28 protein-coding genes are annotated in these 23,727 nt (G+C 69.7%); 14 read left to right on the top strand and 14 right to left on the bottom strand.

What is annotated here, in order from left to right:
* Positions 1 to 21 precede the first annotated feature (21 nt).
* Both VHC63_11555 and VHC63_11560 read left to right on the top strand, forming a co-directional pair.
* A complete protein-coding gene (locus tag VHC63_11555) occupies positions 22 to 708 on the top strand; it encodes a response regulator transcription factor (GenBank protein ID HVV37231.1) in 687 nt (228 codons plus the stop codon).
* On the top strand, positions 705 to 2,051 hold the full coding sequence (locus tag VHC63_11560) for a HAMP domain-containing sensor histidine kinase (protein ID HVV37232.1): 1,347 nt from the start codon (positions 705 to 707) through the stop codon (positions 2,049 to 2,051). Before VHC63_11555 ends, VHC63_11560 begins: the two co-directional genes overlap by 4 nt.
* Here VHC63_11560 and VHC63_11565 read toward each other — a convergent pair.
* From VHC63_11565 to VHC63_11575, 3 genes are read right to left on the bottom strand one after another with little or no spacing between them, the layout of a single operon-like run.
* The gene (locus tag VHC63_11565; GenBank protein ID HVV37233.1) at positions 2,048 to 2,833 is read right to left on the bottom strand and encodes an FAD:protein FMN transferase; all 786 of its coding nucleotides are present in this window, start codon (positions 2,831 to 2,833) and stop codon (positions 2,048 to 2,050) included. The genes VHC63_11560 and VHC63_11565 overlap by 4 nt on opposite strands.
* Positions 2,817 to 3,314, bottom strand: a complete 498-nt coding sequence (locus VHC63_11570; protein ID HVV37234.1) for an FMN-binding protein — start codon at positions 3,312 to 3,314, stop codon at positions 2,817 to 2,819. Before VHC63_11570 ends, VHC63_11565 begins: the two co-directional genes overlap by 17 nt.
* A gap of 8 nt (positions 3,315 to 3,322) precedes the next feature.
* Complete coding sequence (locus VHC63_11575; GenBank protein HVV37235.1) at positions 3,323 to 4,642, bottom strand: ferredoxin reductase family protein; 1,320 nt, start codon at positions 4,640 to 4,642, stop codon at positions 3,323 to 3,325.
* A gap of 121 nt (positions 4,643 to 4,763) precedes the next feature.
* Between VHC63_11575 and VHC63_11580 the strand changes: the two genes are divergently transcribed.
* Together VHC63_11580 and VHC63_11585 are read left to right on the top strand one after the other, a co-directional pair.
* Positions 4,764 to 5,780 (top strand): pirin family protein, encoded by a 1,017-nt coding sequence (locus tag VHC63_11580; protein HVV37236.1) that lies wholly within the window; start codon positions 4,764 to 4,766, stop codon positions 5,778 to 5,780.
* Between the two features lie 33 nt (positions 5,781 to 5,813).
* Positions 5,814 to 6,692, top strand: a complete 879-nt coding sequence (locus tag VHC63_11585; GenBank protein HVV37237.1) for an alpha/beta hydrolase — start codon at positions 5,814 to 5,816, stop codon at positions 6,690 to 6,692.
* Here the strand turns inward: VHC63_11585 and ligD are convergent.
* Positions 6,689 to 7,630: a non-homologous end-joining DNA ligase gene (ligD, locus tag VHC63_11590; GenBank protein HVV37238.1), complete on the bottom strand. Its 942-nt coding sequence runs from the start codon at positions 7,628 to 7,630 to the stop codon at positions 6,689 to 6,691. The genes VHC63_11585 and ligD overlap by 4 nt on opposite strands.
* A gap of 16 nt (positions 7,631 to 7,646) precedes the next feature.
* Here ligD and VHC63_11595 point away from each other — a divergent pair, with 16 nt between their 5' ends.
* From VHC63_11595 to VHC63_11620, 6 genes are all read left to right on the top strand, one after another.
* Positions 7,647 to 8,702, top strand: coding sequence for a phosphotransferase (locus VHC63_11595; GenBank protein ID HVV37239.1), 1,056 nt, complete (start codon positions 7,647 to 7,649; stop codon positions 8,700 to 8,702).
* A gap of 77 nt (positions 8,703 to 8,779) precedes the next feature.
* Positions 8,780 to 9,637: a succinylglutamate desuccinylase/aspartoacylase family protein gene (locus VHC63_11600; GenBank protein HVV37240.1), complete on the top strand. Its 858-nt coding sequence runs from the start codon at positions 8,780 to 8,782 to the stop codon at positions 9,635 to 9,637.
* Positions 9,616 to 10,668, top strand: coding sequence for a Glu/Leu/Phe/Val dehydrogenase dimerization domain-containing protein (locus VHC63_11605; protein HVV37241.1), 1,053 nt, complete (start codon positions 9,616 to 9,618; stop codon positions 10,666 to 10,668). The genes VHC63_11600 and VHC63_11605 overlap by 22 nt, the downstream gene beginning before the upstream one ends.
* Before the next feature lie 33 nt (positions 10,669 to 10,701).
* Complete coding sequence (locus VHC63_11610) at positions 10,702 to 11,430, top strand: metalloregulator ArsR/SmtB family transcription factor (protein HVV37242.1); 729 nt, start codon at positions 10,702 to 10,704, stop codon at positions 11,428 to 11,430.
* Entirely contained in the window at positions 11,423 to 11,803 is a 381-nt protein-coding gene (locus VHC63_11615) for a VOC family protein (protein HVV37243.1), read from the top strand. The genes VHC63_11610 and VHC63_11615 overlap by 8 nt, the downstream gene beginning before the upstream one ends.
* Before the next feature lie 14 nt (positions 11,804 to 11,817).
* Positions 11,818 to 12,855 carry a hypothetical protein gene (locus VHC63_11620; GenBank protein ID HVV37244.1) on the top strand — a complete coding sequence of 346 codons (1,038 nt, stop codon included), beginning with the start codon at positions 11,818 to 11,820 and terminating at the stop codon, positions 12,853 to 12,855.
* Positions 12,856 to 12,858: 3 nt separating this feature from the next.
* Here VHC63_11620 and VHC63_11625 read toward each other — a convergent pair whose 3' ends face one another.
* From VHC63_11625 to VHC63_11640, 4 genes are all read right to left on the bottom strand, one after another.
* Positions 12,859 to 13,368, bottom strand: coding sequence for a hypothetical protein (locus VHC63_11625; GenBank protein ID HVV37245.1), 510 nt, complete (start codon positions 13,366 to 13,368; stop codon positions 12,859 to 12,861).
* 66 nt (positions 13,369 to 13,434) lie between these two features.
* A complete protein-coding gene (locus VHC63_11630) occupies positions 13,435 to 14,457 on the bottom strand; it encodes a plastocyanin/azurin family copper-binding protein (GenBank protein ID HVV37246.1) in 1,023 nt (340 codons plus the stop codon).
* A gap of 105 nt (positions 14,458 to 14,562) precedes the next feature.
* Complete coding sequence (locus VHC63_11635) at positions 14,563 to 15,462, bottom strand: 1,4-dihydroxy-2-naphthoyl-CoA synthase (protein HVV37247.1); 900 nt, start codon at positions 15,460 to 15,462, stop codon at positions 14,563 to 14,565.
* A 5-nt stretch (positions 15,463 to 15,467) separates the two neighbouring features.
* Positions 15,468 to 16,046, bottom strand: coding sequence for a histidine phosphatase family protein (locus VHC63_11640; GenBank protein HVV37248.1), 579 nt, complete (start codon positions 16,044 to 16,046; stop codon positions 15,468 to 15,470).
* A 35-nt stretch (positions 16,047 to 16,081) separates the two neighbouring features.
* On the opposite strand from VHC63_11640, the gene VHC63_11645 reads away from it, so the two are divergent.
* A complete protein-coding gene (locus VHC63_11645) occupies positions 16,082 to 16,543 on the top strand; it encodes a YbaK/EbsC family protein (protein ID HVV37249.1) in 462 nt (153 codons plus the stop codon).
* Positions 16,544 to 16,556: 13 nt separating this feature from the next.
* The gene (locus VHC63_11650; protein HVV37250.1) at positions 16,557 to 17,336 is read left to right on the top strand and encodes an SDR family NAD(P)-dependent oxidoreductase; all 780 of its coding nucleotides are present in this window, start codon (positions 16,557 to 16,559) and stop codon (positions 17,334 to 17,336) included.
* A 14-nt stretch (positions 17,337 to 17,350) separates the two neighbouring features.
* Here the strand turns inward: VHC63_11650 and VHC63_11655 are convergent, their stop codons facing one another.
* From VHC63_11655 to VHC63_11665, 3 genes are all read right to left on the bottom strand, one after another.
* Positions 17,351 to 17,479, bottom strand: coding sequence for a hypothetical protein (locus tag VHC63_11655; protein HVV37251.1), 129 nt, complete (start codon positions 17,477 to 17,479; stop codon positions 17,351 to 17,353).
* A gap of 140 nt (positions 17,480 to 17,619) precedes the next feature.
* Positions 17,620 to 18,075, bottom strand: coding sequence for a DUF1622 domain-containing protein (locus tag VHC63_11660; GenBank protein HVV37252.1), 456 nt, complete (start codon positions 18,073 to 18,075; stop codon positions 17,620 to 17,622).
* Between the two features lie 4 nt (positions 18,076 to 18,079).
* Positions 18,080 to 18,601, bottom strand: a complete 522-nt coding sequence (locus VHC63_11665) for a hypothetical protein (GenBank protein HVV37253.1) — start codon at positions 18,599 to 18,601, stop codon at positions 18,080 to 18,082.
* Positions 18,602 to 18,715: 114 nt separating this feature from the next.
* Between VHC63_11665 and VHC63_11670 the strand changes: the two genes are divergently transcribed.
* Positions 18,716 to 20,014: an acyl-CoA dehydrogenase family protein gene (locus tag VHC63_11670; GenBank protein HVV37254.1), complete on the top strand. Its 1,299-nt coding sequence runs from the start codon at positions 18,716 to 18,718 to the stop codon at positions 20,012 to 20,014.
* Between the two features lie 53 nt (positions 20,015 to 20,067).
* A complete protein-coding gene (locus VHC63_11675; protein HVV37255.1) occupies positions 20,068 to 20,637 on the top strand; it encodes a hypothetical protein in 570 nt (189 codons plus the stop codon).
* Here the strand turns inward: VHC63_11675 and VHC63_11680 are convergent.
* From VHC63_11680 to VHC63_11690, 3 genes are read right to left on the bottom strand one after another with little or no spacing between them, the layout of a single operon-like run.
* A complete protein-coding gene (locus tag VHC63_11680; GenBank protein ID HVV37256.1) occupies positions 20,634 to 22,118 on the bottom strand; it encodes an ABC transporter substrate-binding protein in 1,485 nt (494 codons plus the stop codon). The two genes, VHC63_11675 and VHC63_11680, sit on opposite strands and share 4 nt — an antisense overlap.
* Positions 22,119 to 22,139: 21 nt before the next feature.
* Positions 22,140 to 22,847, bottom strand: a complete 708-nt coding sequence (locus VHC63_11685) for a nitroreductase family protein (protein ID HVV37257.1) — start codon at positions 22,845 to 22,847, stop codon at positions 22,140 to 22,142.
* The gene (locus VHC63_11690; protein ID HVV37258.1) at positions 22,837 to 23,721 is read right to left on the bottom strand and encodes an NADPH:quinone oxidoreductase family protein; all 885 of its coding nucleotides are present in this window, start codon (positions 23,719 to 23,721) and stop codon (positions 22,837 to 22,839) included. Before VHC63_11690 ends, VHC63_11685 begins: the two co-directional genes overlap by 11 nt.
* Between the last annotated feature and the right edge of the window lie 6 nt (positions 23,722 to 23,727).

Genomic DNA, 23,727 nt, shown 5'->3' on the forward strand with positions numbered 1-23,727 from the left:
CACAGGCCGTATCGTCGTCGCATGCCGGCACCGCCGCCCGTGAACGGCGACGCCGTCGTCGTCATCGAGGACGACGATCACATCGCCGAGCCCGTCATCGAGGGGCTCACACAAGCGGGCTTCACCGCCTACCGCGCCAGCACCGGCGTCGGTGGGCTCGAACTGGCGCCCGACGCCGACCTCGTACTGCTCGACCTCGGCTTGCCCGACCTCGACGGCGTCGAGGTGTGCCGCCGGCTGCGCGAGCGGTCCGAGGTGCCGATCATCGTCATGACGGCGCGCGCCGACGAGCTCGACCGCGTGCTCCTGCTCGAGCTGGGGGCCGACGACTACGTGGTCAAGCCCTTCGGGCTGCGCGAGTTGGTGGCGCGCGTGCGCGCCGTGTTGCGCCGCACCACGGCCACCGCCGGTGGGGCGCAGGTGCTCGGCCCGTTGCGCATCGACCGCCGCGCCCGCCGGGTGACGGTGAACGACGAAGAGGTCGTGCTGTCGCGCAAGGAGTTCGACCTTCTTGCCGCGCTCACCGAAGACCCGGGAGCGGTGCTGCGGCGCGAAGACCTGATCGCCCGGGTGTGGGACGAGCACTGGTGGGGGCCGACCAAGACGCTCGACGTGCACGTGGCGTCGCTGCGCAAGAAGCTCGGGCGGCCCGAATGGGTGGCGACGGTGCGCGGCGTCGGATATCGCTTCGAAACCGGCGAGAGTTGACCCGCCGGCTCGTCGCCACGTACGTGACGATCACGGCGGCGGTGCTGCTGCTGCTCGTCATCCCGTTCGGTGTGCTGTTCCAGCATCGCGAGCGCGGCGAGTTGACCCTGCAAGTCGAGCGCGACGCCGAGTCCGTCTCGGCGCTGGTCGAGGACGCGCTCCAAGACGGCGGGCCGCTGCCGGGCACGTCGGTGTTCGACGACTTTCGCGAGCGCGGCCGGGGCCGCATAATCGTCGCCGACGCCGAGGGCCGCCTCGTCGTCGACTCGGCCTTTCCCGGGGTGAAGGGCCGCGACGCGCGGCGCGTCGTTGGCGTCACGCGGGCGCTGGATAAGCAGCGGACGGTCGGCTACGCCGACGGTGAGTTCTTCGTCGCCTTGCCGGTCACGTCCGGCGGCGATCTCCACGGCGTGGTGCGCGTGAGCGAACCGACGGCGCGGCGCGACGCGCGCGTCCGCGACGCCTGGTGGCTCCTGGCGTCGCTGTCGGCGGTCGTGCTCGCCGCGGTCGCCGCCGTCGGGTACCTGCTGGCGCGCACCGTGACCACGCCCGTGCGCGCCATCGAGCGCGCCGCGGCCGACGTCGCCGGTGGCAACCTCGCGGCGCGCGCACCCACGGGCCGCGGCGTGCCCGAGATCCGCGAACTGGCGCGCACGTTCAACGCCACCGCGGCGCGCCTCGACGAGCTGGTGTCGTCACAGCGCCGGTTCCTGGCGGACGCCGCCCACCAGCTGCGGGCGCCGCTCACCGCGCTGCGCCTGCGCATGGAGAGCCAATCGGGCGATGACTCGGTCGAGGTCGCCGAAGTCGACCGCCTCACCCGCATCGTCGACGGGCTGCTGGCGCTGGCGCGCGCCGAAGCCCCGCCGACGACCACGCCGACGAACCTGGCGGTGGCCGTTGCCTCGCGCGTCGAGGCCTGGCGCGACGTGGCCGCCGAACAGGACGTGCAAATCGTGGCCGAGGTGGGCGCACCGGTGTGGGCGTCGATCGACACCGACGCCGTCGAGCAGATACTCGACAACCTTGTGGCCAACGCGCTGGCGGTCGCGCCCGCCGGCTCGACCGTCACCGTCACCATCGGTCGCGAGGACGACCGCGCCGGATTGCGCGTGCGCGACGAAGGGCCGGGCCTCGACGCCGCCACGCGTGAGCGAGCCTTTGAGCGCTTCTGGCGCGCCGACACGTCGCGGCCGGGCACCGGCCTCGGGTTGGCCGTCGTGCGGCAGGTGGCGCGCTCCTGCGGCGGCGACGCCTGGCTCGACGCGGCACCGTCCGGCGGGATCGACGCCGTGGTCGTGGTGCCGCTCGCCCGCGTGCCGTCCCCCGGCGGGCGCGCTTAGTCGGCGCGGCAGGCGTCGAACGCGGCCGTCGACGTCGTCATACCCGCGGGGTCGATGAGGAACGCGGCGACGTCCGGGTGGTCTTCGAGCCAGCGCGGGGCGTCGGCGCCCAGGGCGACCAGCGCGGTGGCGACGGCGTCGGCGAACGAAAGAGAGTCCGCCACCACGGTGGCGGCCACGAGCGCGGTGGCGGACGTGCCGGTCCGCGGGTCCACGATGTGGTCGCCGCGCTCGTAGCGACCCGACGTGGCGACGCCGCCGTCGGTCACAGCGACGGTGCACGCGACGCGGTCGCGCTGGTACGGGTGCTGGATACCGACGCGCCACGCCTCGCCCGCGGCCGCGTGGCCGGCGACGATGACGTCACCGCCGGCGTTGACGGCGAAGTTGTGCACCCCGGCGTCGTGCAGCATGGTCGCCGCCCGCTTGAGCGCCCAGCCTTTGACGATGCCGGAAGGATCGATGACGCCGAGTCCTTCCCAGCGCGTCACGCGCGGGTCGGCGCCCACACCGATGTCGAAGGCGCCGCCGGTGTAGGTCCGCATGGCGTCGGCGAGGAGCAACACCTCACGGACGTCGGCCGACGCCTCCTCGACCCCCAGCGTGCCCGCGCCGATGCGGCTGATCTCGCTGTCGCCGCGCCACGTCGAGAAGCGTGCGTCCACGAGGCGGAACCAGTCGAAGACGGCGTCGATGACGGCGGCGTCGACCGGGTCGCGGGCCTCGATCCTGATGACCGTGCCCCAGCAGGAGACGGTGTGGCGGCTAGCCGTTGGCGTCAATCGCCGCCTGCAGGGAACGGATGTAGCTCTCGCTGGTGTAGCTGGCGCCCGACACGACCTGGATGCGCGCCGACTGCGCCTGGAGTGCCTCCTGGCGCAGCCGTGGCCCGGCGTAGGTGCTGAGTTCGGCGGACCGCCGGCGGTCCTGGGGCAGCTGGATCGCCTCGACGTCGTCGATGTGGCGACCGGTGAAGGTGACGCGCACCTGCACCGGGCCGAACTGGTTGGGTACGTTGGGCCCGTCGATGGTCCGGTGGACCAAGACGGTGGTCGGCGGGAGCGTGCGGCGCGTGGTCGTCGGCACGGTCGTGGCCGTCGTGTGCGTCGTTGTCGACGTGGACGTCGTCGTGGTCGCCGGCGAGGGTGCGGTGGTGGCCGCCGCGTCGCCGGCGTTCACGGCCGTGCCCGTCGAGGTCTTGAAGCTGGCGAGGAGGGCGAGGCCACCCGCGGTGGCGAGCAGAACGGGAGCGGCGCGTTTCATCGGCATCCTCAGTAGGCGAAGCGTTCGAAGTGGATCTGCCGGTCGGAGACGCGCAGCCGGCGCAGGCGGCGGCGTACGGCATCGACCATGCCGGGCGGGCCGCAGAGGTAGACGTCGCGGCTGGCGATGTCGGGGACGAGGGCGCGCAGCGCCGGGACACCGAGCTTGTCCGTCTCGTCGTCGCCGATTTCGGGGCCCACGACGTACTGCACGCGCACGCCGCGGCGCTCGGAGAACATCTCGAGTTCGCGGCGGAAGGCAATGTCGGTCTCGTCGGCGGCGCGATAGACGAGCACGGCATCCGTGTCGGGGCGGACCTCGTCGAGCAACGCTCGCAGCGGCGTGATTCCGATGCCACCGGCGATGAAGGCCACGCGGTGGCGCTGGCGGCGCCGCGACGTGAACGTGCCGTACGGCCCTTCGGCAAAGACGCGCGTCCCGACCGGTACCGACGCGATGCGCTCCGTGTCGTCGCCAAGCGCCTTGACCGTGATGCGCAGCACGTCGGAGCGCGGCGCGGCCGACAGCGAGAACGGATGGGCGCGCGCCCAGCCTTCGGGCGTGAGGAAGCGCCAGAGGAAGAATTGGCCCGGCCGCGCGCCGGTGGCGTCGAGGTTCGCGCCGTCGAGGAAGATCGACACGGTGCCCGACGCCTCGGGGTGCACGGCGCGCACCGTAAGGCGGTGGCGCAGGTTGAAGGCGATCGGCGCGCCGATGCGCCACCACAGCACGGCGCCCGCGACCGCGGCGTACAGCGCGATCCACCACGCGCGGGCGACGGGGTCGGCGCTGAAGTCGGTGCCGACGGCGAGTTGATGCGCGAACGTGAGTGCCACCGCGAGGTAGGCGTAGAGGTGCAGGCCGTACCACGTCTCGCGCCGCAGCCGCCGCCGCGCGGCGCGCACCGAGGCGGCGCCGACCGCGACGAACAGCGCCGTTCCGACGATCGCCATCAGGACGTCGGGGTAGTGGCGGATGAAGTCGCCCGTCTGCGAGACCAGCGAGACGTGCTCGCCCTGCGCGTAGCCCACGGTGATGAGGCCGGCGTGGGCCACCAGCAGCCACACCACGGCGAATCCACCCCAGCGGTGCCACACCGCCAGCCGATCGAAGCCCACGGCGCGCTCGAGCCAACCGATCCGCGACATCAGCAGCACCTCTACCAGCACGGCGTACGTGCCCAGCAGGCCGGTGAGCTGGCCCGCGGCCGTCGCCACGCCGCCGGGCCCGCTGGCGGCGGCGACGCCGCCGTGGCGCCACCACAGGCCCACGGTGATCAACGCGTTGGCGACGATCACGACGGTGGCGCCGTATGCGCGATCGTTCACAGCAGCGTCGTCAACCACGGTTCCACGGTACGGACGGTTCGGGGCGATTTAGCCGCAGAGCAGGTAAAGCCTTCGCCAAACCTGGCGGAATATTTGCGCACGCAAGTATGTTGGGAGGCCTGTGAACACGACGACGAGCCCTGTGCGCGAGACGGTCGAACTCGGTCCCCGCTGGCCGACGATCGACCCGTTCCTGTTCTGCGCCCATCACGACGACGACTATCCGGCGGGCAACGACGTGCTCGCCCCCGCGGTACCCGTCGACGATCGCGAACTCGGCATGGACTTCTCTGGCCAGGACGGGTGGAGCATGTACCACGGCCTCGTCGTGCCCGGCTTCCCGCAGCACCCGCACCGCGGCTTCGAAACAGTCACGTTCGTGCGCCAGGGCGTGATCGACCACTCCGATTCGCTGGGTGCGGCGGCGCGCTTCGGCCGCGGCGACGTGCAGTGGCTGACGGCGGGCCGCGGCATCGTGCACGCCGAGATGTTCCCGCTGCGCGACCGCACGCAGAAGAACCCGCTCGAGCTGTTCCAGATCTGGTTGAACTTGCCGTCCGCCGACAAGATGGTCGACCCGTACTTCACGATGTTCTGGGACGGCGACATGCCGATCGTGCGTGCCGACGGCGCGGAGATCACCGTCGTCGCCGGCCAGCTCGGCGACGAGATCGCGCCACCGCCACCCCCCGACTCCTACGCGGCGCGCCCGCACGCCGATATCGCGATCCTCCACATCCGCCTCGACGCCGGCGCGACCTGGACGCTGCCGGGGGCGCGTGGCCCCGAGACGGCCCGCGTGCTCTACGTGTTCGAGGGCGACACCGTCGACGTCGCCGGCACCGTCGTGAGCAACGACACCGGCGTGCTCGTCGACGCCACCGCGGCCATCGCGCTGGGCGCCGGTGGGCGCGAGGTCGAGATCCTCGTGCTGCAGGGCCGCCCGCTCGCCGAACCCGTCGCCCAGTACGGCCCGTTCGTCATGAACACGCACGACGAGATCGAGCAGGCGTTCCTCGACTACCGCGAGACGGGCTTCGGCGGCTGGCCGTGGTCGGAGGACGGCCCCACCCACGGGCGCGAGCGTGAACGGTTCGCGCAACACGTCGACGGCCGCGTCGAGCAGCCGGCCTCCTAGGCGGCGGCAGCCCCGGCAAGGCATGCTGGCGCCATGAGCGCCGCGAGCGAGCCCGTTGAAGTCATCCATCTGTGGCCCGACGGGCCGCCGACCGTGATCGACAACGTGCCGACCGAGACCGAGTACGTCGTCAGTTGGGGTCTGGCGGACGGCACCATGATGATCCGCAACATCTCCGACGCGCGGCTCAACGTGTACGCGCCGGCGCCCGGTGCCGCCAACGGGCACGGCGTCATCGTCGTGCCCGGTGGCGGGTGGGCGATCAACGCGTGGACGCATGAAGGCACCGACGTCGCCGCGGCGCTGAACGCGCTCGGCTACACGTGCTTCGTGCTCAAGTACCGGCTCCAGCCGACGAGCCGCGATCAGGCGAAATTCGAGGCGACGATGCGCAAGCTCGACTCGATCCACGCCGGTGGGATGAGGCACGGCGACAAGCCGACGGCCATCGGCACCCTCATCTCGTCGCCGCAGTACCTCGCGGCGCGCGCCGCGTGCGCGGACGACGGCCGCCGTGCCATCGAACTCGTGCGCAAGGACGCCGAGCGCTTCGGCATCAGCGCCGAGACGCTCGGCATGATCGGCTTCTCCGCCGGTGCCTTCCTCATCGTCGACGTCGCCCTCGACCCGCGCTCTGATCAGGTCGCCTACATCGCACCGATCTACGGCGGCGAGACACAGGGCGCGGCCGTGCCCGCCGACGCTCCGCCGCTGTTCACTGCGGTGGCCCAGGACGACATCCTCGTGCGCATCGTCGAAGGTCTGCACAACGACTGGAGTGCCGCCGACCGCCCGTCGGAAGTCCACCACTTCCGCCGCGGCGCCCACGGCTTCGGCATGCTGCGCCAGGGCCTTCCGTCGGACCGGTGGTTCGACTTGTTCACCACCTGGCTGGCCGACCTGTCGCTCTAGCGCTCCCGGCGGGCGCGGCGCTTGCCTTCGTGCATCGCCTCGACGCGCGCGCTCGGGATCGCCTCGCCTTCGGCGACGAGGTCGCGTGGCAACGCCTGTGGAGGCGGTTGCAGGCGCGTCCACGGGTCGTCGTCGGGCGCGGTGCGAATGGTGAAGTCCGCCGGGCTCACCGCGTCGAGGTCGTCCCAGGCGACGGGCCACGACACCGGCGTGCCCGGCCGCACGCGCGGGCTGTAGGCGGCGGCGACGGTCGCGCCACCGGCGCGGGTGGCGTCGATGAACACCTTGCCGGCGCGGTCTTCCTTCATGAACGCCACGGTCGTCACCGACGGCTCGAGCGCGGTGGTGCGCGCCGCCAGGGCGCGGGTGGCGTGCGCCGCGTCCCACACCGACGTGCCAGCGGTCAACGGCACGTACACGTGCACGCCCTTCGCCCCGCTGGTCTTGACGATCGCCGCCAGCCCGGCGTCGTCGAGCACGGCGCGGACGACGTGGGCGGCGCGCACGGCCGCGGCAAAACCCGCATCGGGTGGGGGATCGAGGTCGAGCACGAGGTGGGTGGCGTCTTGGGGTGCGTCCATGCGGACGAGGGTCGGGTGGTACTCGACGGCGCGCTGGTTGCCGAACCACAGCAGCGTGCGGCGGTCGTTGCACAGCGCGTAGGCGACGTCGCGCTTGGACGTCTCGGCCCAAAACGACACGCGCTTGATCCACTCGGGCGCGTACTTCGGCACGTTCTTCTGCATGAACGCGTCTTGACCGCGGTGCACGCGGATCACTGACAGCGGTCGGTCGAACAGCACCGGCACGAAGCGGTCGGCGACACGGTCGAGGTAGTCGATCAGGTCGCGTTTGGTGGCGTCCGCGCCGTCGAAGAGCGGATGGTCGAGGTTGGTCAGTGCGACGCCGTCGCGAACCTCGTCAGGCTCTTCGCTCATGCGTCAGGATTACCGCATGAGCGACGGGCTGACACTTCCGACCACCATCGACGACGTCACGGCGCAGTGGTTGTCCGCCGCCACGGGCCTCGATATCACCAGCAGCAAGGCGGAGCAGATCGGCGCGGGGATCGGCGTGAGCAGTGCGCTGTACCGTGTCACCCTCGAAGGCGAGGGCTGCCCGCCGTCGATCGTGGTGAAGCTGCCAGCGCTCGACGAGGCGGCGGTGTTCACGTCGACGATCCTGCGCATGTACATCCGCGAGGTCACGTTCTTCACCAAGCTGGCGGTCGACGCGCCGGTGCGCGTGCCGCACGCCTACTTCGCCGGTGTCGACCAGGAGACGAGCCAGTTCGTCGTCGTGATGGAAGACATGGGGTCCATGCGCATCGTCGACCAGACCGTTGGGATGCTGCTCGAAGACGCCGAGCGCGCCGTCGACACGCTGGCACGCTGGCACGCGAAGTGGTGGCGTCAGGGTGACGCGCTGGCGGCCGCCGGCGACACTGTCAGCCTCGGCGACCCGATCTATCCGGCGATCCTGCCGCTGGTGTTCGAGGAGGGGTGGCAAAAGGTCACCGGCGCCATGGACCTGGCGCCCGCCATCGAGCGTGTCGGGCCCAAGTGGACCGCGGCGATGCCGCAGTTGCTCGCCGACCTGAGCCGCGGTCCCAACACGATGCTGCACGGCGACTACCGCGGCGACAACATTCTCTTCGACGGCGACGACAGCGTGGCGCTGCTCGACTTCCAACTCATCGGCTCGGGCGTCGGCGCCTACGACCTCGCCTACATGATCACCCAGACGCTCGAACCGCACGTCGCCGCGGCCAGCGAGCGTGCGCTGTTCGACCGCTGGGTCGACGGCCTGCGGTCGGCCGGCGTGGCCGCCGACGACCTCGCCGATGCGTGGGAGGACTACCGCAAGGCGGCGCTGTTCTGCCTCGTGTACCCGATCGTCGCCAGCCGCGGCATGGACTTCGACGACCCGCGCCAGCGCCTGCTCATCGACAAGATGAACGAGCGGTTCTCGCGCGCCGTCGACGACCTCGACCTCGCTTCGCTGCTGTAAACCACGCTTTTGGTCCGTCTGAGCCACGGTCTTTGTGGCTGAAACGGACCAAAAGCGGGGGACGTACGCTGCGGTGCGTGCCGAGCCTCGACGAAGTCCGCGCCTTCGTGCGCCTGCACCTCAAGCAGCGCGCCTACGACTACCCGGCGTCCGACGACGATCTCGACGTCGTCTCGCTCGGCTACGAACCCGATGCGTTCGCGCTCACGATCGCCGGTTTCGGTGATCGCTTCGACGTTGTCGAGGTGGCGCGCCTGGCCTACCGCGACACGGCGCGGCCGATGTTCTCCGTCTCGTCGCGCAACGTCGACGCGCCGCAGCGACTCCTGGTCGTCTCGGGCATCCATGGCAACGAGCAGGCCGGCATCGTGTCGGTCCCCGAGATCCTCGACCGCTTCGACCCCGCCGGCGCCGTCGCGGTGCGCGTCCTCACGCCCACCAATCCCGTCGGCGCCGCCGAGTTCTCGCGCTTCAACGCGGACGGCTACGACATCAACCGCGACTTCCTGCAGTTCCGCACCGAAGAAGCACGCGTCGTGCGCGCCGCCTTCGACGACTTCGACCCGCACTTCGTGCTCTCGTTGCACGAAGGGCCCCAGGCCGCAGCGTTCATCTTCGCCAACCCCTACGTCGACGGTGATCTGGCGCGGCGGCTGCTCGACGCACTCGCGGCCGGCGGAACCACGCTCGCCACCAAGGACTACTTCGGTCTGCCGCTGCGGCCGCCGGGCCTCTCGGCGTCGAGCCCGTTCCAGCGCACGGTGCTGCGGGTGTGGGAGGCGACGCTCAAGATGCAGGCGGTCAACGCCTTCGCCGCCGCCCGCGGCATCCCCGAGATCACTTTGGAGACGGGGTGGCGCAGCGGCGACGGCGCGGCGCGGGTACGCACCCACGTCGACCTGTTCGTGGCGCTGTGCCGCGAACTCTCGGCGTGAGCGTGTTCGACCGTTTGCGCGGTCACGAGGAAGTCGTCTTCGTCAACGAGCCGTCCGTCGGCCTGCGCGCCATCGTCGCCATCTACTCGACGGCGCTCGGGCCCTCGTGCGGCGGCACGCGCTTTCGTCCGTATGCGTCCGAGGACGCGGCGCTGGCCGACGTGCTCGACCTGTCGCAGGCAATGGCGTACAAGACGGCGTGCGCCGGGCTCGACCTCGGCGGCGGCAAGGCCGTCATCATCGGCGACCCGGCGCGCGACAAGACCGAGGCGCTGCTGCTCGCCTACGCCGACTGCCTCCAGTCGCTCGGCGGGCGTTACTACACGGCGTGCGACGTCGGCACCTACGTCGAGGACATGGACGTGCTGGCGCAGCGGTGCGACTTCGTCACCGGAGGTTCGCCATCCCACGGCGGCGCCGGCGACTCTTCGATCCTCACCGCTGTCGGCGTGTTTGCCGCCATGCGCGCCGCCGCGGCGCACGTGTGGGGAGAGGCGTCGCTCGCCGGGCGCCGCGTCGCCATCGAAGGCGCCGGGAAGGTGGGGTCTCGCCTCGCCGCCCACTTGTTGGGAGACGGTGCTTCGGTGGTGATCACGGATGTAGACGACGCGGCCGTTGCCCGCGTGGCGGGCGTGGACGTCGTCGCGCCCGACGCGTTATTGGACGAACCGATGGACGTGTTCGCGCCGTGCGCCCTCGGCGGCTCGCTGTCGGTCGATTCCGTCGGCCGGCTTTCGGCGCGCATCGTGTGCGGCGGTGCCAACAACCAACTGGCGACACCCGACGTCGCCCAGCTGCTCGCCGATCGCAACATCGCCTACGTCCCCGACTTCGTGGCCAACGCCGGGGGCATCATCCAGGTGGGCGCCGAGATCTGCGGATATTCCGAGGCCGACGCCCGCGCCAAGACCGAAGCGATCTTCGACACGACGCGCGACGTCCTCGCCGCGGCCGACTCCGAAGGGCTGCTGCCCGAGCGGGTGGCCGAGCAGCGCGCCGAAGCGCGCATGCGATCCATCAAACGGCCTTGATATATCAGCTACAACTGATGTAATCTCCGGAGCGTGGTGCCGACGCAGCTCGCCGTGATCGCCGATCCGAACCGCTGGCAGCTGCTGCACCACCTCGCGGCGAGTGATCGACGCGTCGGCGAACTGACCCGGCTTCTCGACCAGCCCCAGAACCTCGTCTCGTACCACCTGCGTGAGTTGCGCACCGCCGGCCTCGTGTCGTCGCGCCGCAGTTCCTTCGACGGCCGCGACGCGTACTACCGCGTCGATCTCGACCGCTGCGCCGCCGTGCTCCAAGCCGCGGGTGCCGCCCTCGACCCCGGCCTGCGCCTCGGGATCATCCCCCCGGCTCCCAGGCGCGGCCGGGGCCCGAAGCCGCGTGTCCTGTTCCTGTGTACCGGTAACAGCGCGCGCTCGCAGATGGCCGAGGCACTGCTCGTCGAGCGTTCCGACCACACGATCGTCGCTCGCAGCGCCGGCAGCGCGCCCAAAGTGCTGCACCCGCACGCCGTCGCCGTGATGGCCGCCCGCGGCATCGACATCTCGGGTAACGCCACCAAGCATCTCGACCGGTTCACCGGCGACGCGTTCGACGCCGTCGTCACGCTGTGCGACAAGGTGCGCGAGGTGTGCCCCGAGTTCCCCGGCGACGGGGCGGTGGCGCACTGGAGCATTCCCGATCCCGCCGCCGACGGCCACCGCGCCGCCTTCGAGGCGGTCGCCGACGATCTCGAAGGGCGCATCCGCCACCTCATCTCCCGCCTAGGAGCGACCCATGGATAACGACACCACCGTCAACGTCCGCTACCTCGTCGACGACGTCAACGCCGCGGTCGACTTCTACACGACCCACTTCGGCTTCACCGTCGGCATCCAGTCGCCCGCCTTCGCCGACGTCACGCGCGGGAACCTGCGGCTGCTGCTGAGCGGCCCGGCGAGCTCGGCCGGTCGACCCATGGCCGACGGCGAGACGCCCGTCCCCGGCGGGTGGAACCGCATCCACCTGATCGTCGACGACGTCGCCGCGGACGTGGCGCGGCTGCAGGCTGCCGGCGTGCGCTTTCGCAACGAGATCGTGACCGGCCCCGGTGGCGCGCAGGTGCTCGCCATCGATCCCGCCGGCAATTTCGTCGAGTTGTTTCAGCCAGCGCGCTGACTAGGGTGCGCCGCATGGTGCGCATGCGACGGGAACTCGAAGACGACTATCTCCACGCTCCGGAGGACGTGTCGAACTTCAACGAGAGCCGCTACTACAACTTCTTCGACCAGAAGCTGAACATGGGCGGTTGGGTGCGGATGGGCAACCGGCCCAACGAGGACGGCGGCTACGCGGAGCTCACGGTGTGCCTGTACCTGCCCGACGGCTCCGTCGCCTTCATCTACAAGAAGCCGAAGATCGAGGGCCACACCGAGCACAACGCCGGCGGCCTCAAGTTCGAGGTGCTCAAGCCCTACGAGGAACACCGCATCACCTACGGCGGCCACGTGTGCGTGCTCAAGCACCCCCGCGAGATGGCCAACCCACGCGAGGCGTTCCAGAACAACCCCTTCGTCGGGTGCACGATCGACCTGCATCTGAAGAACGTCGGCCCGGCGTGGGGCGGCGAGCCGGAATGGGAAGAGGGCGAAGAAAAGCCGGATCTCGACCCCGAGAAGATGTTCGCCCGTGGCCATACCGAGCAGCACATGGAGAGCACCGGCACGATCGTCGTCGGCGACCAGACGTTCAACCTCACCAACGCGTACGGCCTGCGCGACCACTCGTGGGGCCCGCGCTTCTGGCAGAACGTGTACTGGTATCGCTGGCTGACGGTGAACCTCGGCCCGAAGCTCGGCTTTGCGCTGACCGTCGCCGGCAACGAGGAAGACCCCGACGCCCGCGGCGCCCACGGCTTCCTCTACGACCTCGACCGCTACGGCGACGACCGCGCCGTGCCGATCCGCAAGGTCGAGCTGACGTCGGACTACGACGCCGACTGGTTCCCCACGGCCAACCACGTCATCGTCACCACCGACGACCACGTGTACGACGTGAAGGGCGACGTGTGGTCCACCATCCCGCTGCGCAACCGTCGCGAGGGCATGGTCACCCGCATTACCGAAGGCATGACGCACTGGTCCTACGGCGACCTCAAGGGCGCGGGGCTCTCCGAGTACCTCGACCAGATCATCGACGAGACGCCGGTGGGCACCAACGTCGGGATCTGATCACTAGGCGGCGACGCGCTCCTGGAGGAACTCGACGAGCGCCTCGGGTTCGGTGACGGTCACTGTCGCGCCCGGGTGCTTGAGCAGTCCGACGGGGTCGACGGCCTTCACCGGTTCGCGGAACTTGATGCACACGCCGCCACGGTTGGTGGTGGCGAAGGTGACGCCGCGGTCGCGCAACGACACGTGGGGTGGGCCGATCACCTTCCACCACTCGAAGGGACCGGTCACCTCGGCGCTCACGATGTTGCTCAGCGGTGTCTCGAGTTGCCACGGCCCGAAGTGGATCTCGAGCTTGTCTTCGTCGACCTCGACGTAGCCGTTCTCGTCGGTCACCCCGAACAGGTGGCTGGTGAGGGCGAACATCTCGCGGCGGCGCAGCGGCTGCTTGAGATGGTGCAGCTTGCGCTTCGGCGGCGGACCCTTCGGCTTGTCCTGCTCCACCTCGGGGTGATGCCCGGGCAGGTTGTCCTCGGGGATCGGTGCGGGCGCTGGGGGTCGCGGCTCACTCATGGTTCGCGGCTACCCGCGAAAAGGGCCGGGCACACGCCCGGCCCTTTTCACGCATGCGGTAGTGCGCTAGCTGGCTTTGATCGTGCCGCCCATGCCGCTCGGGCTGTGGAAGATGCAGATGTAGCTGTACTCACCCGCCGCCGGGACGTTGAAGGTGAAGCTGCGGGCCGCCGCCGGCGGCCCCGAACCCGGCGGCACGTTGGGTGGCAGCAGTCCGGAGTTGAACGTCCCCGTCGCCGTGAGCGTCTGGGGGCTCGGACCCGGCGACGGCGTTTGGGCCTCGGTCGACTCGGGGTTCTGCGGCAGCGTTCCCGATCCCTTGAAGCTCGCGGTGTGCGGCGCTGCGGAGTTGTTGATGAACGTCACCTTGTCGCCCGCCTTGATGTCGGCGCTCGCCGGCTGGAACGCGAGGACCGATGTGTGCTGTGTGTCGACGCCCATCTCGATGGTCCAGGTGGTCGAGCCGTCCGCGTTGGCCGTCTTCTGCAGCGGGGTGTCGGTCAGCTTCTTCTTGGCGGCGCGGCCTTCGGCGAGCCACTGCTGCTCCTCGGTGATGGCCCGCTTGTTGATCGCCGACTGCTGCTCGGCCGACGCGTCGTCGGCGACGACCTTGACCGTGCCCGTCATGCCCGGATGGATGAGGCACTGGTAGGTGAAGGTGCCCTCCTTGGGGAACGACACCGAGTAGGTCGCCGGATCCGGTCCCTGGGGAATCAGCTCCGAGCTGAAGGTCTGGCTGCCGTCGTAGGCGCCTGTCGTGGACTTGGCGCGCAGGGCGGCGTTCGCCGGATCGCTCGGCGGCGGCGGCGTCTGCCCCGTCGGCAGGAACGTGATGCTGTGCGGCTCGGGGCCGGGCACCTTCCATTCGATCGACGAACCCGCCTTCACGGTGACCGACGCGGGCAGGAACGCCAGCACCGCGATGTTGCGGTCCTTAGGGTCGTTTACGCCCGCCTGCACGTTGACCTTCGTCGGGGCTTTGCCGTTCGTGGTCGTGGTGGCGGCCTTGTTGTCGTCGGACTTCCCGCACGCGGACATCGCGAGTGCGAGGGCGGTTACGACGGCAACGATGGTTGTCGCTCGTTTCATGAGTTTCTCCCCTTGTTCGCCGTGTGTTCTAGTAGAACCCGCAACCGGTTCGCGGATTGTGCCCGTCCCGGGCACAATCCGCGTACGGGTTGGGTGCGGGTTAGCTCAGTAACGCCAGGGGAAGGGCGACCAGTCGGGCGCCCGCTTCTCCAAGAACGCGTCGCGACCCTCGGCGGCTTCCTCGGTCATGTACGCCAGGCGGGTCGTCTCGCCCAGCAGCACCTGCTGGCCGACGAGGCCGTCGTCGATGAGGTTGAACGAGTACTTCAACATGCGCTGGGCCATCGGGCTCTTGCCGTTAATGAGGGCGCTCCACTCGAGGGCCACCTTCTCGAGGTCGGCGTGGTCGACGACCTTGTTGACCGCGCCCATGTGGAACATCTCCTCGGCGGAGTACTCCTGGCCGAGGAAGAAGATCTCCCGCGCGAACTTCTGGCCGACCTGGCGCGCCAGGTACGCCGAGCCGAAGCCGCCGTCGAACGACGCGACATCCGCATCGGTCTGCTTGAAGCGGGCGTGCTCCCGCGACGCGATGGTGAGGTCGGAGACCACGTGGAGGCTGTGGCCGCCGCCGGCTGCCCAGCCGGGCACGACGCAGATCACGATCTTCGGCATGAAACGAATCAGGCGTTGCACTTCGAGGATGTGGAGGCGGCCGAGCTTGCCGGGGTCGACCGTCTCGGCCGTGTCGCCCTCGGCGTACTTGTAGCCGTCCTTACCGCGGATGCGTTGGTCGCCGCCCGAGCAGAACGCCCAGCCGCCGTCTTTGGGTGACGGGCCGTTGCCGGTCAACAACACGCAGCCGACGTCGGTCTGCTGCCGGGCGTGTTCGAGAGCGGTGTAGAGCTCGTCGACGCTCTTGGGCCGGAAGGCGTTGCGCACCTCGGGTCGGTTGAACGCCACGCGCACCGTGCCTTGGTCCTTCGCGCGGTGATACGTGATGTCCTCGAAGGCGAAGCCGGGGACTTCGTCCCACGCCGCGGGGTCGAACAGTTCCGAAACCATGCGGGTCACAGTAGGGCGGCGGGCGTGTGATTCCACGAGCGCACGACGGGCTGCTCGCGTTCCCACCCGAGTTCGCCGACGCTGCCGGCGTCGAGGAACAAGTAGCGGCCGAAGGCGACGTCGAGGCCGAGCCAGCGCGCCGCCAGCACGCGCAGGAAGTGAGCGTGCGAGAACACGACGACGTCGCCGGCGGCGCTGCGGGCGCGGGCGACGATGCGATCGGCGCGCGCCGCGATGCGCGCGGCGGGCTCACCGCTGGGCGCGCCGTCGTCCCAGACGTTCCACTGCGGCGCCTCGACGCGGATGTCGGCGGTGGTGCGGCCTTCGTAGGCGCCGTAGTCCCACTCGACGAGGTCGTCATCGACGGCGGCGTCGCCGAAGCCGGCGAGGCCGGCGGTCTCCACGGCGCGGCGCCGCGGGCTGGTGAGGACTTCGGCGAAGCGGCGCGCCGCGAGCACCGGTGCAAGCGCTTGTGCTTGGGTGCGGCCGGTGTCGGTGAGCGGGACGTCGGTCGTGCTCGTGTGCCGGCCCGTCGCCGACCATTCCGTCTCGCCGTGGCGCACGACCACCAACGCGTTACTCACCGGCGCCTGTCTACTGCGGCGAGCAAACTGGCGCGATGCACCGCAACGTCAAGACCGTCGTCGACGCCGCCGCGGCCAAGGGGCTGTCGATCGACGTGCGCTCGTTTCCCGAAGGCACGAAGACCGCCGTCGACGCGGCCAACGCCATCGGCGTCGACGTCGGCCAGATCGTGAAGTCGCTCGTCTTTCTCGTCGACGATCAGCCGACGATGGCGCTCGTGGCGGGCGACCGCCGCCTCGACGAGAAGAGGTTCTCCGCCGCGTGCGGCGGGGGCAAGGTGCGCCGCGCCGATGCCGACGCCGTGCGCGCCGCCACCAGCTTTCCCATCGGCGGTGTGCCGCCCCTCGGGCACGACCTGCCGATCTACGTCGACGAATCGCTATTGCGCTTCGACGAGGTATGGGCCGCCGCCGGCACCTGGACCGACGTGTTCGCCATCGCGCCCGACGACCTCGTGCGCGTCACCGGCGGCCACGTGTGTGCCATCGGCGAATAGCTAGGTTCGGTGCATGACTTTCCCGCTGCCCAACAACAACGCTGACCTGACCGGGCAGGTCGCGCTCGTGACGGGCGCCACGTCGGGCCTCGGCCACCGGTTTGCCCAGACCCTCGCGGCCGCCGGCGCGCAGGTCGTCGCCGCGGGAAGGCGTGCCGATCGTCTCGACGAACTCGTGGGCCTCATCAACGGGCGCGGGCACGCGGCAGCCTCGACCGTCCTCGACGTGACCGACGCCGACAACATCGTGCGCGCCGTCGACGACGCCGAAGCCGCGTTCGGCACCGTGACGATCCTTGTCAACAACGCCGGCATCCCCGACGCGGCGCGCGCCACCAAGATGTCGCTCGAATTGATCGACCGAGTGCTCGACACCAACGTGCGCGCCCCCTACCTGCTGTCGTGCGAGGTGGCGCGTCGTCTCATCGAGGCGAAGCTGCCGGGTCGCATCGTGAACATCTCGTCGGTCGGCGCGTTCTCCTACAGCGGCGACGGCGCCGCGCTGTACTCGATCACCAAGGCGGCGGTGAACCGCATGACCGAGGCGCTGTCGGTCGAGTGGGCCAAGTTCCACATCAACGTGAACGGCATCGCCCCCGGCGCGTTCGCCTCCGAGATGATGGACGGGATGATGGAGCGCATGGGCGGCAACTTCGCCGAGAAGTTCTCGCCCCGCAAGCGTCTCGGCGACCCCGCCCAACTCGACTCGACGCTGCTGTACCTGTGCGCCCCGTCCTCCGAGTTCGTCACCGGCACCATCATCAAAGTCGACGACGGCCAGGGCGCCAAGTAACGCGGGTCGTTTCGTTACCCGGACGGCGGCGCGTGGGGAACGGCGCCGTAGTCGAGCAGCGCCCGATCGCCGAGCGCATGCTGCAAAGTGACCTTGGTGGTCGCCTCGACGCCGGCCTGGCCGAGGGCGCCACAACTCGACACGTCGGTTCCGGGTGCGGGCTCGGTGGCGGTCTCGATGGGGAACGCTTCGTCGGCTCCGCTCCGCCGCCTCTTTGGGCAGTGGTGGTTCCTAGGGGGCCGCTAGTGCCCAAAGAGTTGGCCGTGGCTGTGCGCGGGTCGGGTCACTCCGCGCGCTGACCGCGCTCGACGCGGCGGATCTCGAGGCCGAGGAACTCCGTCAGGAAGACACGCAGGACAGCAGTGGCGGCAATGATGCCGACGCCGTTCCACAGGTCACGCGGGGAAGCGGCGGCCTTCGTGAGTGTTGCCGACTCCACGAGCGCGACGGTGTGCACCACCTCAGCCGCCAGCAGCAGTTGGAGGCCGAGCACCAGGGAACGGCTGAGCCCGACGCCGATGCTGCGGAAATCTTGCACTTCGTCGCTGCGTGGACCGGCGCGGACGCCGAGGAGATGACGTGACGGCGAATCGGCCGCCGCGTGTTGTGCCGATACGTGAACCACGATCCATCCCGTCAACCGCATCAGCGCATGCGCCACGCCGACGACGATGACGCCAGCGGACACGACGGCAATGAAGCCGGCGGTCCAGTCGATCCCGGTCAGGACGGCGTGCACGCGGTTACCGGCTCGGTCGCAGCTTCTTGTACTCGCGGGCGGTCCAGAACTCCGTCCAACCCTGGCCACGCAACGTCGCCTCGTGTTGCGCGACGGTCATGTGTTGGCCGCAGTCGTCGTCGCCGTTGTAGGCGAATATGCCGGCGAAGACGACAGCGGCGAGCCCGACCGCTGCGACGAACCATCCGGCGGCGCGCGCGAACTCGGTGTTCCACAACATCGCGACCACGCCGATAGTGAGCATGACGTAGAAGAACGCGATGAGCGGGACGGCGAAGAACTCGCGGAGGAGCTTGCGCACCGACGTTGACTCGCGGCCGCGCAACACGCAGGCGTGGCACAGCAACGCCGTGTCGGTTCCGCCGATTCGGAAGTGCGTCGTGACCGTCGTGCGCACACCCGACGACGTGCCCGACCGGAAAGGCGTACGAGAGTATTCGTCCGGTCCGGACTTGGCCCCGTACCAGAACGAATACGGCTTGGCGGGGGCCGCGCCGCACTTCTCACATACGCCCGCGTCGCTCATCGCGCACCTCCCGCTCGTCCATCTGAGCCCTCAGGGTGACGACCAACGGCGGTCGGTGGCAGGGCACAACGGCCCATCCTCCGCGCCGGAGGACACGGTCTAGGGTTCGCCCCGATGAGCACCCCGATTGAACCGCCGGAACTGTTCGACCTGCGCATGAGCGAGGCGGCGCGCCCGCTGTTCGACCGCGTCACCGCGTTCCTCGAAGACGTGGTGGCGCCGATGCAGGCCGAGTTCTTCGCCCTCGGCGAAAACCATCACGACCGGTGGCAGTTCGCCCCGGGCCAACTCGAGTTGCTCGACGGCGCCAAGGCGAAGGCCAAGGAAGCCGGCCTGTGGAATTTCTTCCTGCCCGACTCCGAAGTCGGCGGCTTGTCGAACCTCGACTACGCCTACATCGCCGTCGAGTTGGGCAAGTACCCCCTCGGGTCGGAGTCGTTGAACTGCTCGGCGCCCGACACCGGCAACATGGAGGTGCTCGAGCGCGTCGGCACACCGGAGCAGAAGAAGCAGTGGCTCGAGCCGTTGCTCAACGGCGAGATCCGCTCGGCGTACGCCATGACCGAGCCCGACCTCGCCAGCTCGGACGCGAAGAACGTGTCGCTGTCCGCGGTGCGTGACGGCGACGAGTACGTCCTCAACGGCGAGAAGTACTACATTTCGGGAGCGGGCGACCCCCGCTGCAAGATCATGATCGTCATGTGCAAGACGAACCCGGACGCGGCGACCTACCAGCAGCAGTCGCAGATCCTGGTGCCGATGGACACGCCGGGCGTGCAGATCCTCGGTCCGATGCACGTGTTCGGTCACGACGACGCGCCGCACGGTCACATGCACCTGCGCTTCGACAACGTGCGCGTACCGGCCACCAACATGCTGCTCGGTGAAGGCCGCGGCTTCGAGATCAGCCAGGTGCGCCTCGGTCCGGGTCGCATCCATCACTGCATGCGCGCCATCGGTCAGGGCGAGAAGGCGCTCGAGTTGATGATCCGCCGCGGCAAGTTCCGCGAGGCGTTCGGCAAGCCGATCCTCAGTCTCGGCAAGAACATGGAGACGGTGTCGCGCGCCCGCATCGAACTCGACGCCTGCCGCCTCATGGTGCTCAAGGCGGCCAAGGCGATGGACATCCTCGGCAACGCCGAAGCCCGCGTCTACGTCAGCGCGGTGAAGGCGATGGTGCCCGAGAAGGTGTGCCAGATCATCGACCAGGCGATCCAGATTCACGGCGCCACCGGCGTGTCGCAGTGGACGCCGCTCGCGGCGATGTACACGAGCCAGCGCACGCTGCGCCTCGCCGACGGCCCCGACGAGGTGCACCACTTCGTCGTGGCCCGTCACGAAGCGGGCCGCTACAGCGAGCCGGCGCCGGCGCGGTCCGAGGCCAACGGCGACGCCATCTTCGCCGGGCCTTGAGCCGGGACCAACGCCCCTAGTGCCACGTCGTTCCTCCGCCTCACCATGGCCAGGTGACAACGCACGAACAGCTGTACAAAGCCCGCCCGAACGCCCCGCAGCTGGTGGAGGTGCCTGACGCCACCTTCGCGATGATCGACGGTGAGGGCAACCCGAACACCGCCCCGGCGTTCGCTCTCGCCATCCAGTCGCTGTACTCGGTCGCCTACGGCGTGCACTTCGCGTTGAAGAAGGCGACCGGGCGCAACGAGCGCGTCGCGCCGCTCGAAGCAACGTTCACCGACACCTGGGCCTGGACGATGATGATCCGTCTCCCCGAAGACCTACCGCCCGGACTGCTCGGCGAGGTGCTGGCGGCGACCGCGGCGAAGAAGCCCGATTTGCCGGTCGACCACGTGCGCGTCGAGCGGTTCGCCGAAGGCGAGTTCGGCGCAGGTCATGCACGTCGGTCCGTATTCGGCCGAGCAGCCGACCATCGCCGCGCTGCACAGCTTCATCGCCGACCAGGGCCGCCATCGCCGCGGCCGACATCACGAGATCTACCTGGGCGACCCCCGCCGGTCCGCTCCGGAGAAGTTGAAGACGCTGATTCGCCAGCCCGTCGCCGCGAACTGACCGGCTAGTTGCCCTGCTCGAGGGCGGGCGCCTGGTACTGGTAGGCGTCGGGGTAGCAGTCGGGGAAGTTACCGGAAGCGTTGGTCCATCCCTTGGCGCTGTCCTGCCAGTGGGCGATGGTGAAGCAGTCCTTGGTACGCGGGGAGGACGGGTCGTACTTGCCCCAGTCGAGACCAGAATGCACGCCGTGGCCGTCCCAGTTGCGCACGTCGTCGAGGTACTTCACGAGCCCGGTGCGCGTCGGCGCGGACGTGTTGAGGTACTCCGCCGCCAGGTCGGCTTGCAGCCACGCCTCGAGCGCCCACTGATGCAGCGGCAGGTTCGGCTGGTAGCGGTGGAAGGCGTCGCGGAACTTGACGATCTCGGGATTCGACGGGTCGTCGTAGTCGAGCGTGAAGCCCGGCACGTACACCGAGTTGCGGCACGTGTCGTTGTAGTCGGTACCGACCTTGTCGCTCATCACGACGACAGTGGACACCTTCGCCTTGACCGAGAACTTGCGCCGGGCCATGGCGTCGCACAACTTCTTGTTAGCACCGTCGTCCATCGAGTCGACGATCATCTCGGTGCCGTTGCGCTGCATATCGGCGACGTCCTGGTCGAAGCTCGGCGCGGCGAATGACACGGTGTACTCGGTCACCTGCATGCCTTCGAGCTCCATGCCCTTCTTGAACAGGTCGCCCGCCTGCTTCGACTCGTCGATGTCGTAGGTGAACACCGCCGCCTTCGTGAGGTTGAGCGTCTTGTGGAACCAGCGCATCCAGCCCGACGTGTAGACGAGGTTGCCGTTGTAGCCGACGGTCTTGCCGTCGCGGGCGTAGCCGTTGCGGTAGATGCTGAACATGGTCGGGTAGCGGTAGAGGCTGTTGGTGATCGGAAAGCCGAGCACCGGGATCTGGTGATCGGCGAGGTACTGCGCCGCGCCCCCGAAGGCGCGGCTGTTGACGCCGATGAGCGCGAACACCTTGTCCCGCTCGACGAGTTGCTGCGCGCACGCCAGGTCGCGGTTGCGATCCTCGCGGTCGTCGCATGTCTTGAGCACGACCTGGCGACCGTGGATGCCGCCGTGGGCGTTGGTGTAGGCGACCCAGGCGCGTACGCCGCGCACCGCCGGCGCGAACGCATCACCTAAGACGCCGTTCTCCGCCGTGATGTTGCCGATGGTGATCGTCGTGTCGGTGACGCCGGTGTCCGACGCCCGGTTCGGGGCGCTGTCGCCCGGCGCGCTCGGCCCGCCGCCGCTGCCGCTGCTCGACCGACCGGTGTTCGAGCCGGTGTCGACGCCGCTCGCCGCCGTCGTGTCGGTCGTCCCGCCGTTGTCGAGCGAGTCGCCGCCAGCATCGGTGCCGGTCGCGTCGCGGCGCGCGCCGGCGCTGACGGGTTGTGCCGAATCGCGGAACGCGCTGTCGGGCAGCCGCGTGCCGCACGAGGCCAACAGCAGCGCCAGCGCCGCCGCGAGGACGGCCGACGTTCGTGTCAGCTTGGGCACGAGGCGAAGCTACCCGCCGCGCTACTCCGCGAAGGAACCACGGAAGCGCAACACGTCGAAGTCGGCGCCCGGTGTGCGCTCACCCGCGATGGCGACCGCCGGGTTGTCCCAACGGTCGAGGTCGACCACGTCCCCCAGCGGCCTTCGCTTCACCGGGCCGTGCCGGCCGCGGGGCCAGCCGACCACGACGTGGCCGGCGATCAACCAGTCCTCGGGAATGCCGACGGCGTCACGCAGCAGTGGCTCGCCGCCATACGAGGCCCAACTCGTGATGCAGGCGCCGAGGCCGAGGGCGCGCGCCGCTAGCAGGAAGTTCTGCATCGCCGGATAGATCGAGCCGCCGAGCAGCAGCTCCGAGGCCGTCTTGTACTTGTAGGTGCAGAACAGCAGCGACGTGCGCTCGCCGGCGCGGTCGTGCAGTTCGTAGGTGGCGCGGTTGTTGCGGGCGAACTTCGAGGTGTCGTCGTGGGCGGGACGGCTCATGCCGTAGACCGGTTCGATCACCGTGCGCAGGATGAGATCGGCGGCCGCTTGCACCGCGGCGCGCATCTCGGGCGAGCGCAGCACGACGAAGCGCCACGCCTGGGCGTTGGCGCCGTTGGGCGCCCACGACGCGGCGCGCAGGCAGCGCGTCAGCGTGGCGTCGTCGACGGGTTCGTCGGTGAAACGGCGGATCGTGCGCGCCGTCGCCAGCACGTCCCACACGTCGTCGACCGGATCAGGCGACATCGATCACGACCTTTCCGATGGCGCGCCCGTCGGCGACGTAGCGCAACGCCGCCGCCGCATCGTCGAGGCCGAAGCGGGCGCCGATGTGCGGGACGGCGTGCCCGTCGCGCAACAGCGCCAGCAGCTCGTCCTCGTTGCGGCGCAGTTCGTGGGGGTGGCGGGTGGCGAAGTCGAGAAACTGGAAGCCGGCAATGGTGATCCCCTTCAGCAGCACGAGGTTGAGTGGGATACGGGGAATCGTGCCCGACGCGAACCCGACGGTGACGAACCGCCCACCGGGTCGCAGGCTGCGCAGCGCCGGTTCGGAAAGATCGCCGCCGACGGGATCCACCACGACATCGTTCTGGCCGAGGCCGGCGCGGAGGTCGCCGTCGCGATGGTTCACAGTGTGCGCGGCCCCGAGCGTGCGCGCCACGGCCAGCTTCTCGTCGGACGACGCCACCGCGATTGCTTCGGCGCCGAGGTGCGCCGCCAGTTGCACCGCCGCGAGACCGACGCCGCCGCCCGCTCCTAACACGACGACGCGCTCGCCCGCCTGCACCGTCGCCACCGAACGCAGCACGTGGTACGCCGTGCGGTGGGCGACGCCGAACGCGGCGGCGGTCGCGCTGTCGACGCCGTCGGGAATCGGTGTCACCGACGTCGGCGCCACGACGATCTCATCGGCGAACGCGCCCACCAGCGCGCTGCCGAACACGCGCGCCCCGGTGTCGACGACGACGCCGGCGAATTCGCTGCCGGGCACGAACGGCGGCTCGACCTTCACCTGATACTCGCCGGCGACCAGCAGCACGTCGGGGAAGTTGACGGCCGACGCTTCGACCCGCACGCGTACCTGGCCGTCGCCCGCTTCGGGCGCGTCGACGTCGGTCACGGTGAC

The organism is Acidimicrobiales bacterium, from assembly GCA_035546775.1.
In the GTDB taxonomy this organism is placed as follows: domain Bacteria; phylum Actinomycetota; class Acidimicrobiia; order Acidimicrobiales; family JACCXE01; genus JACCXE01.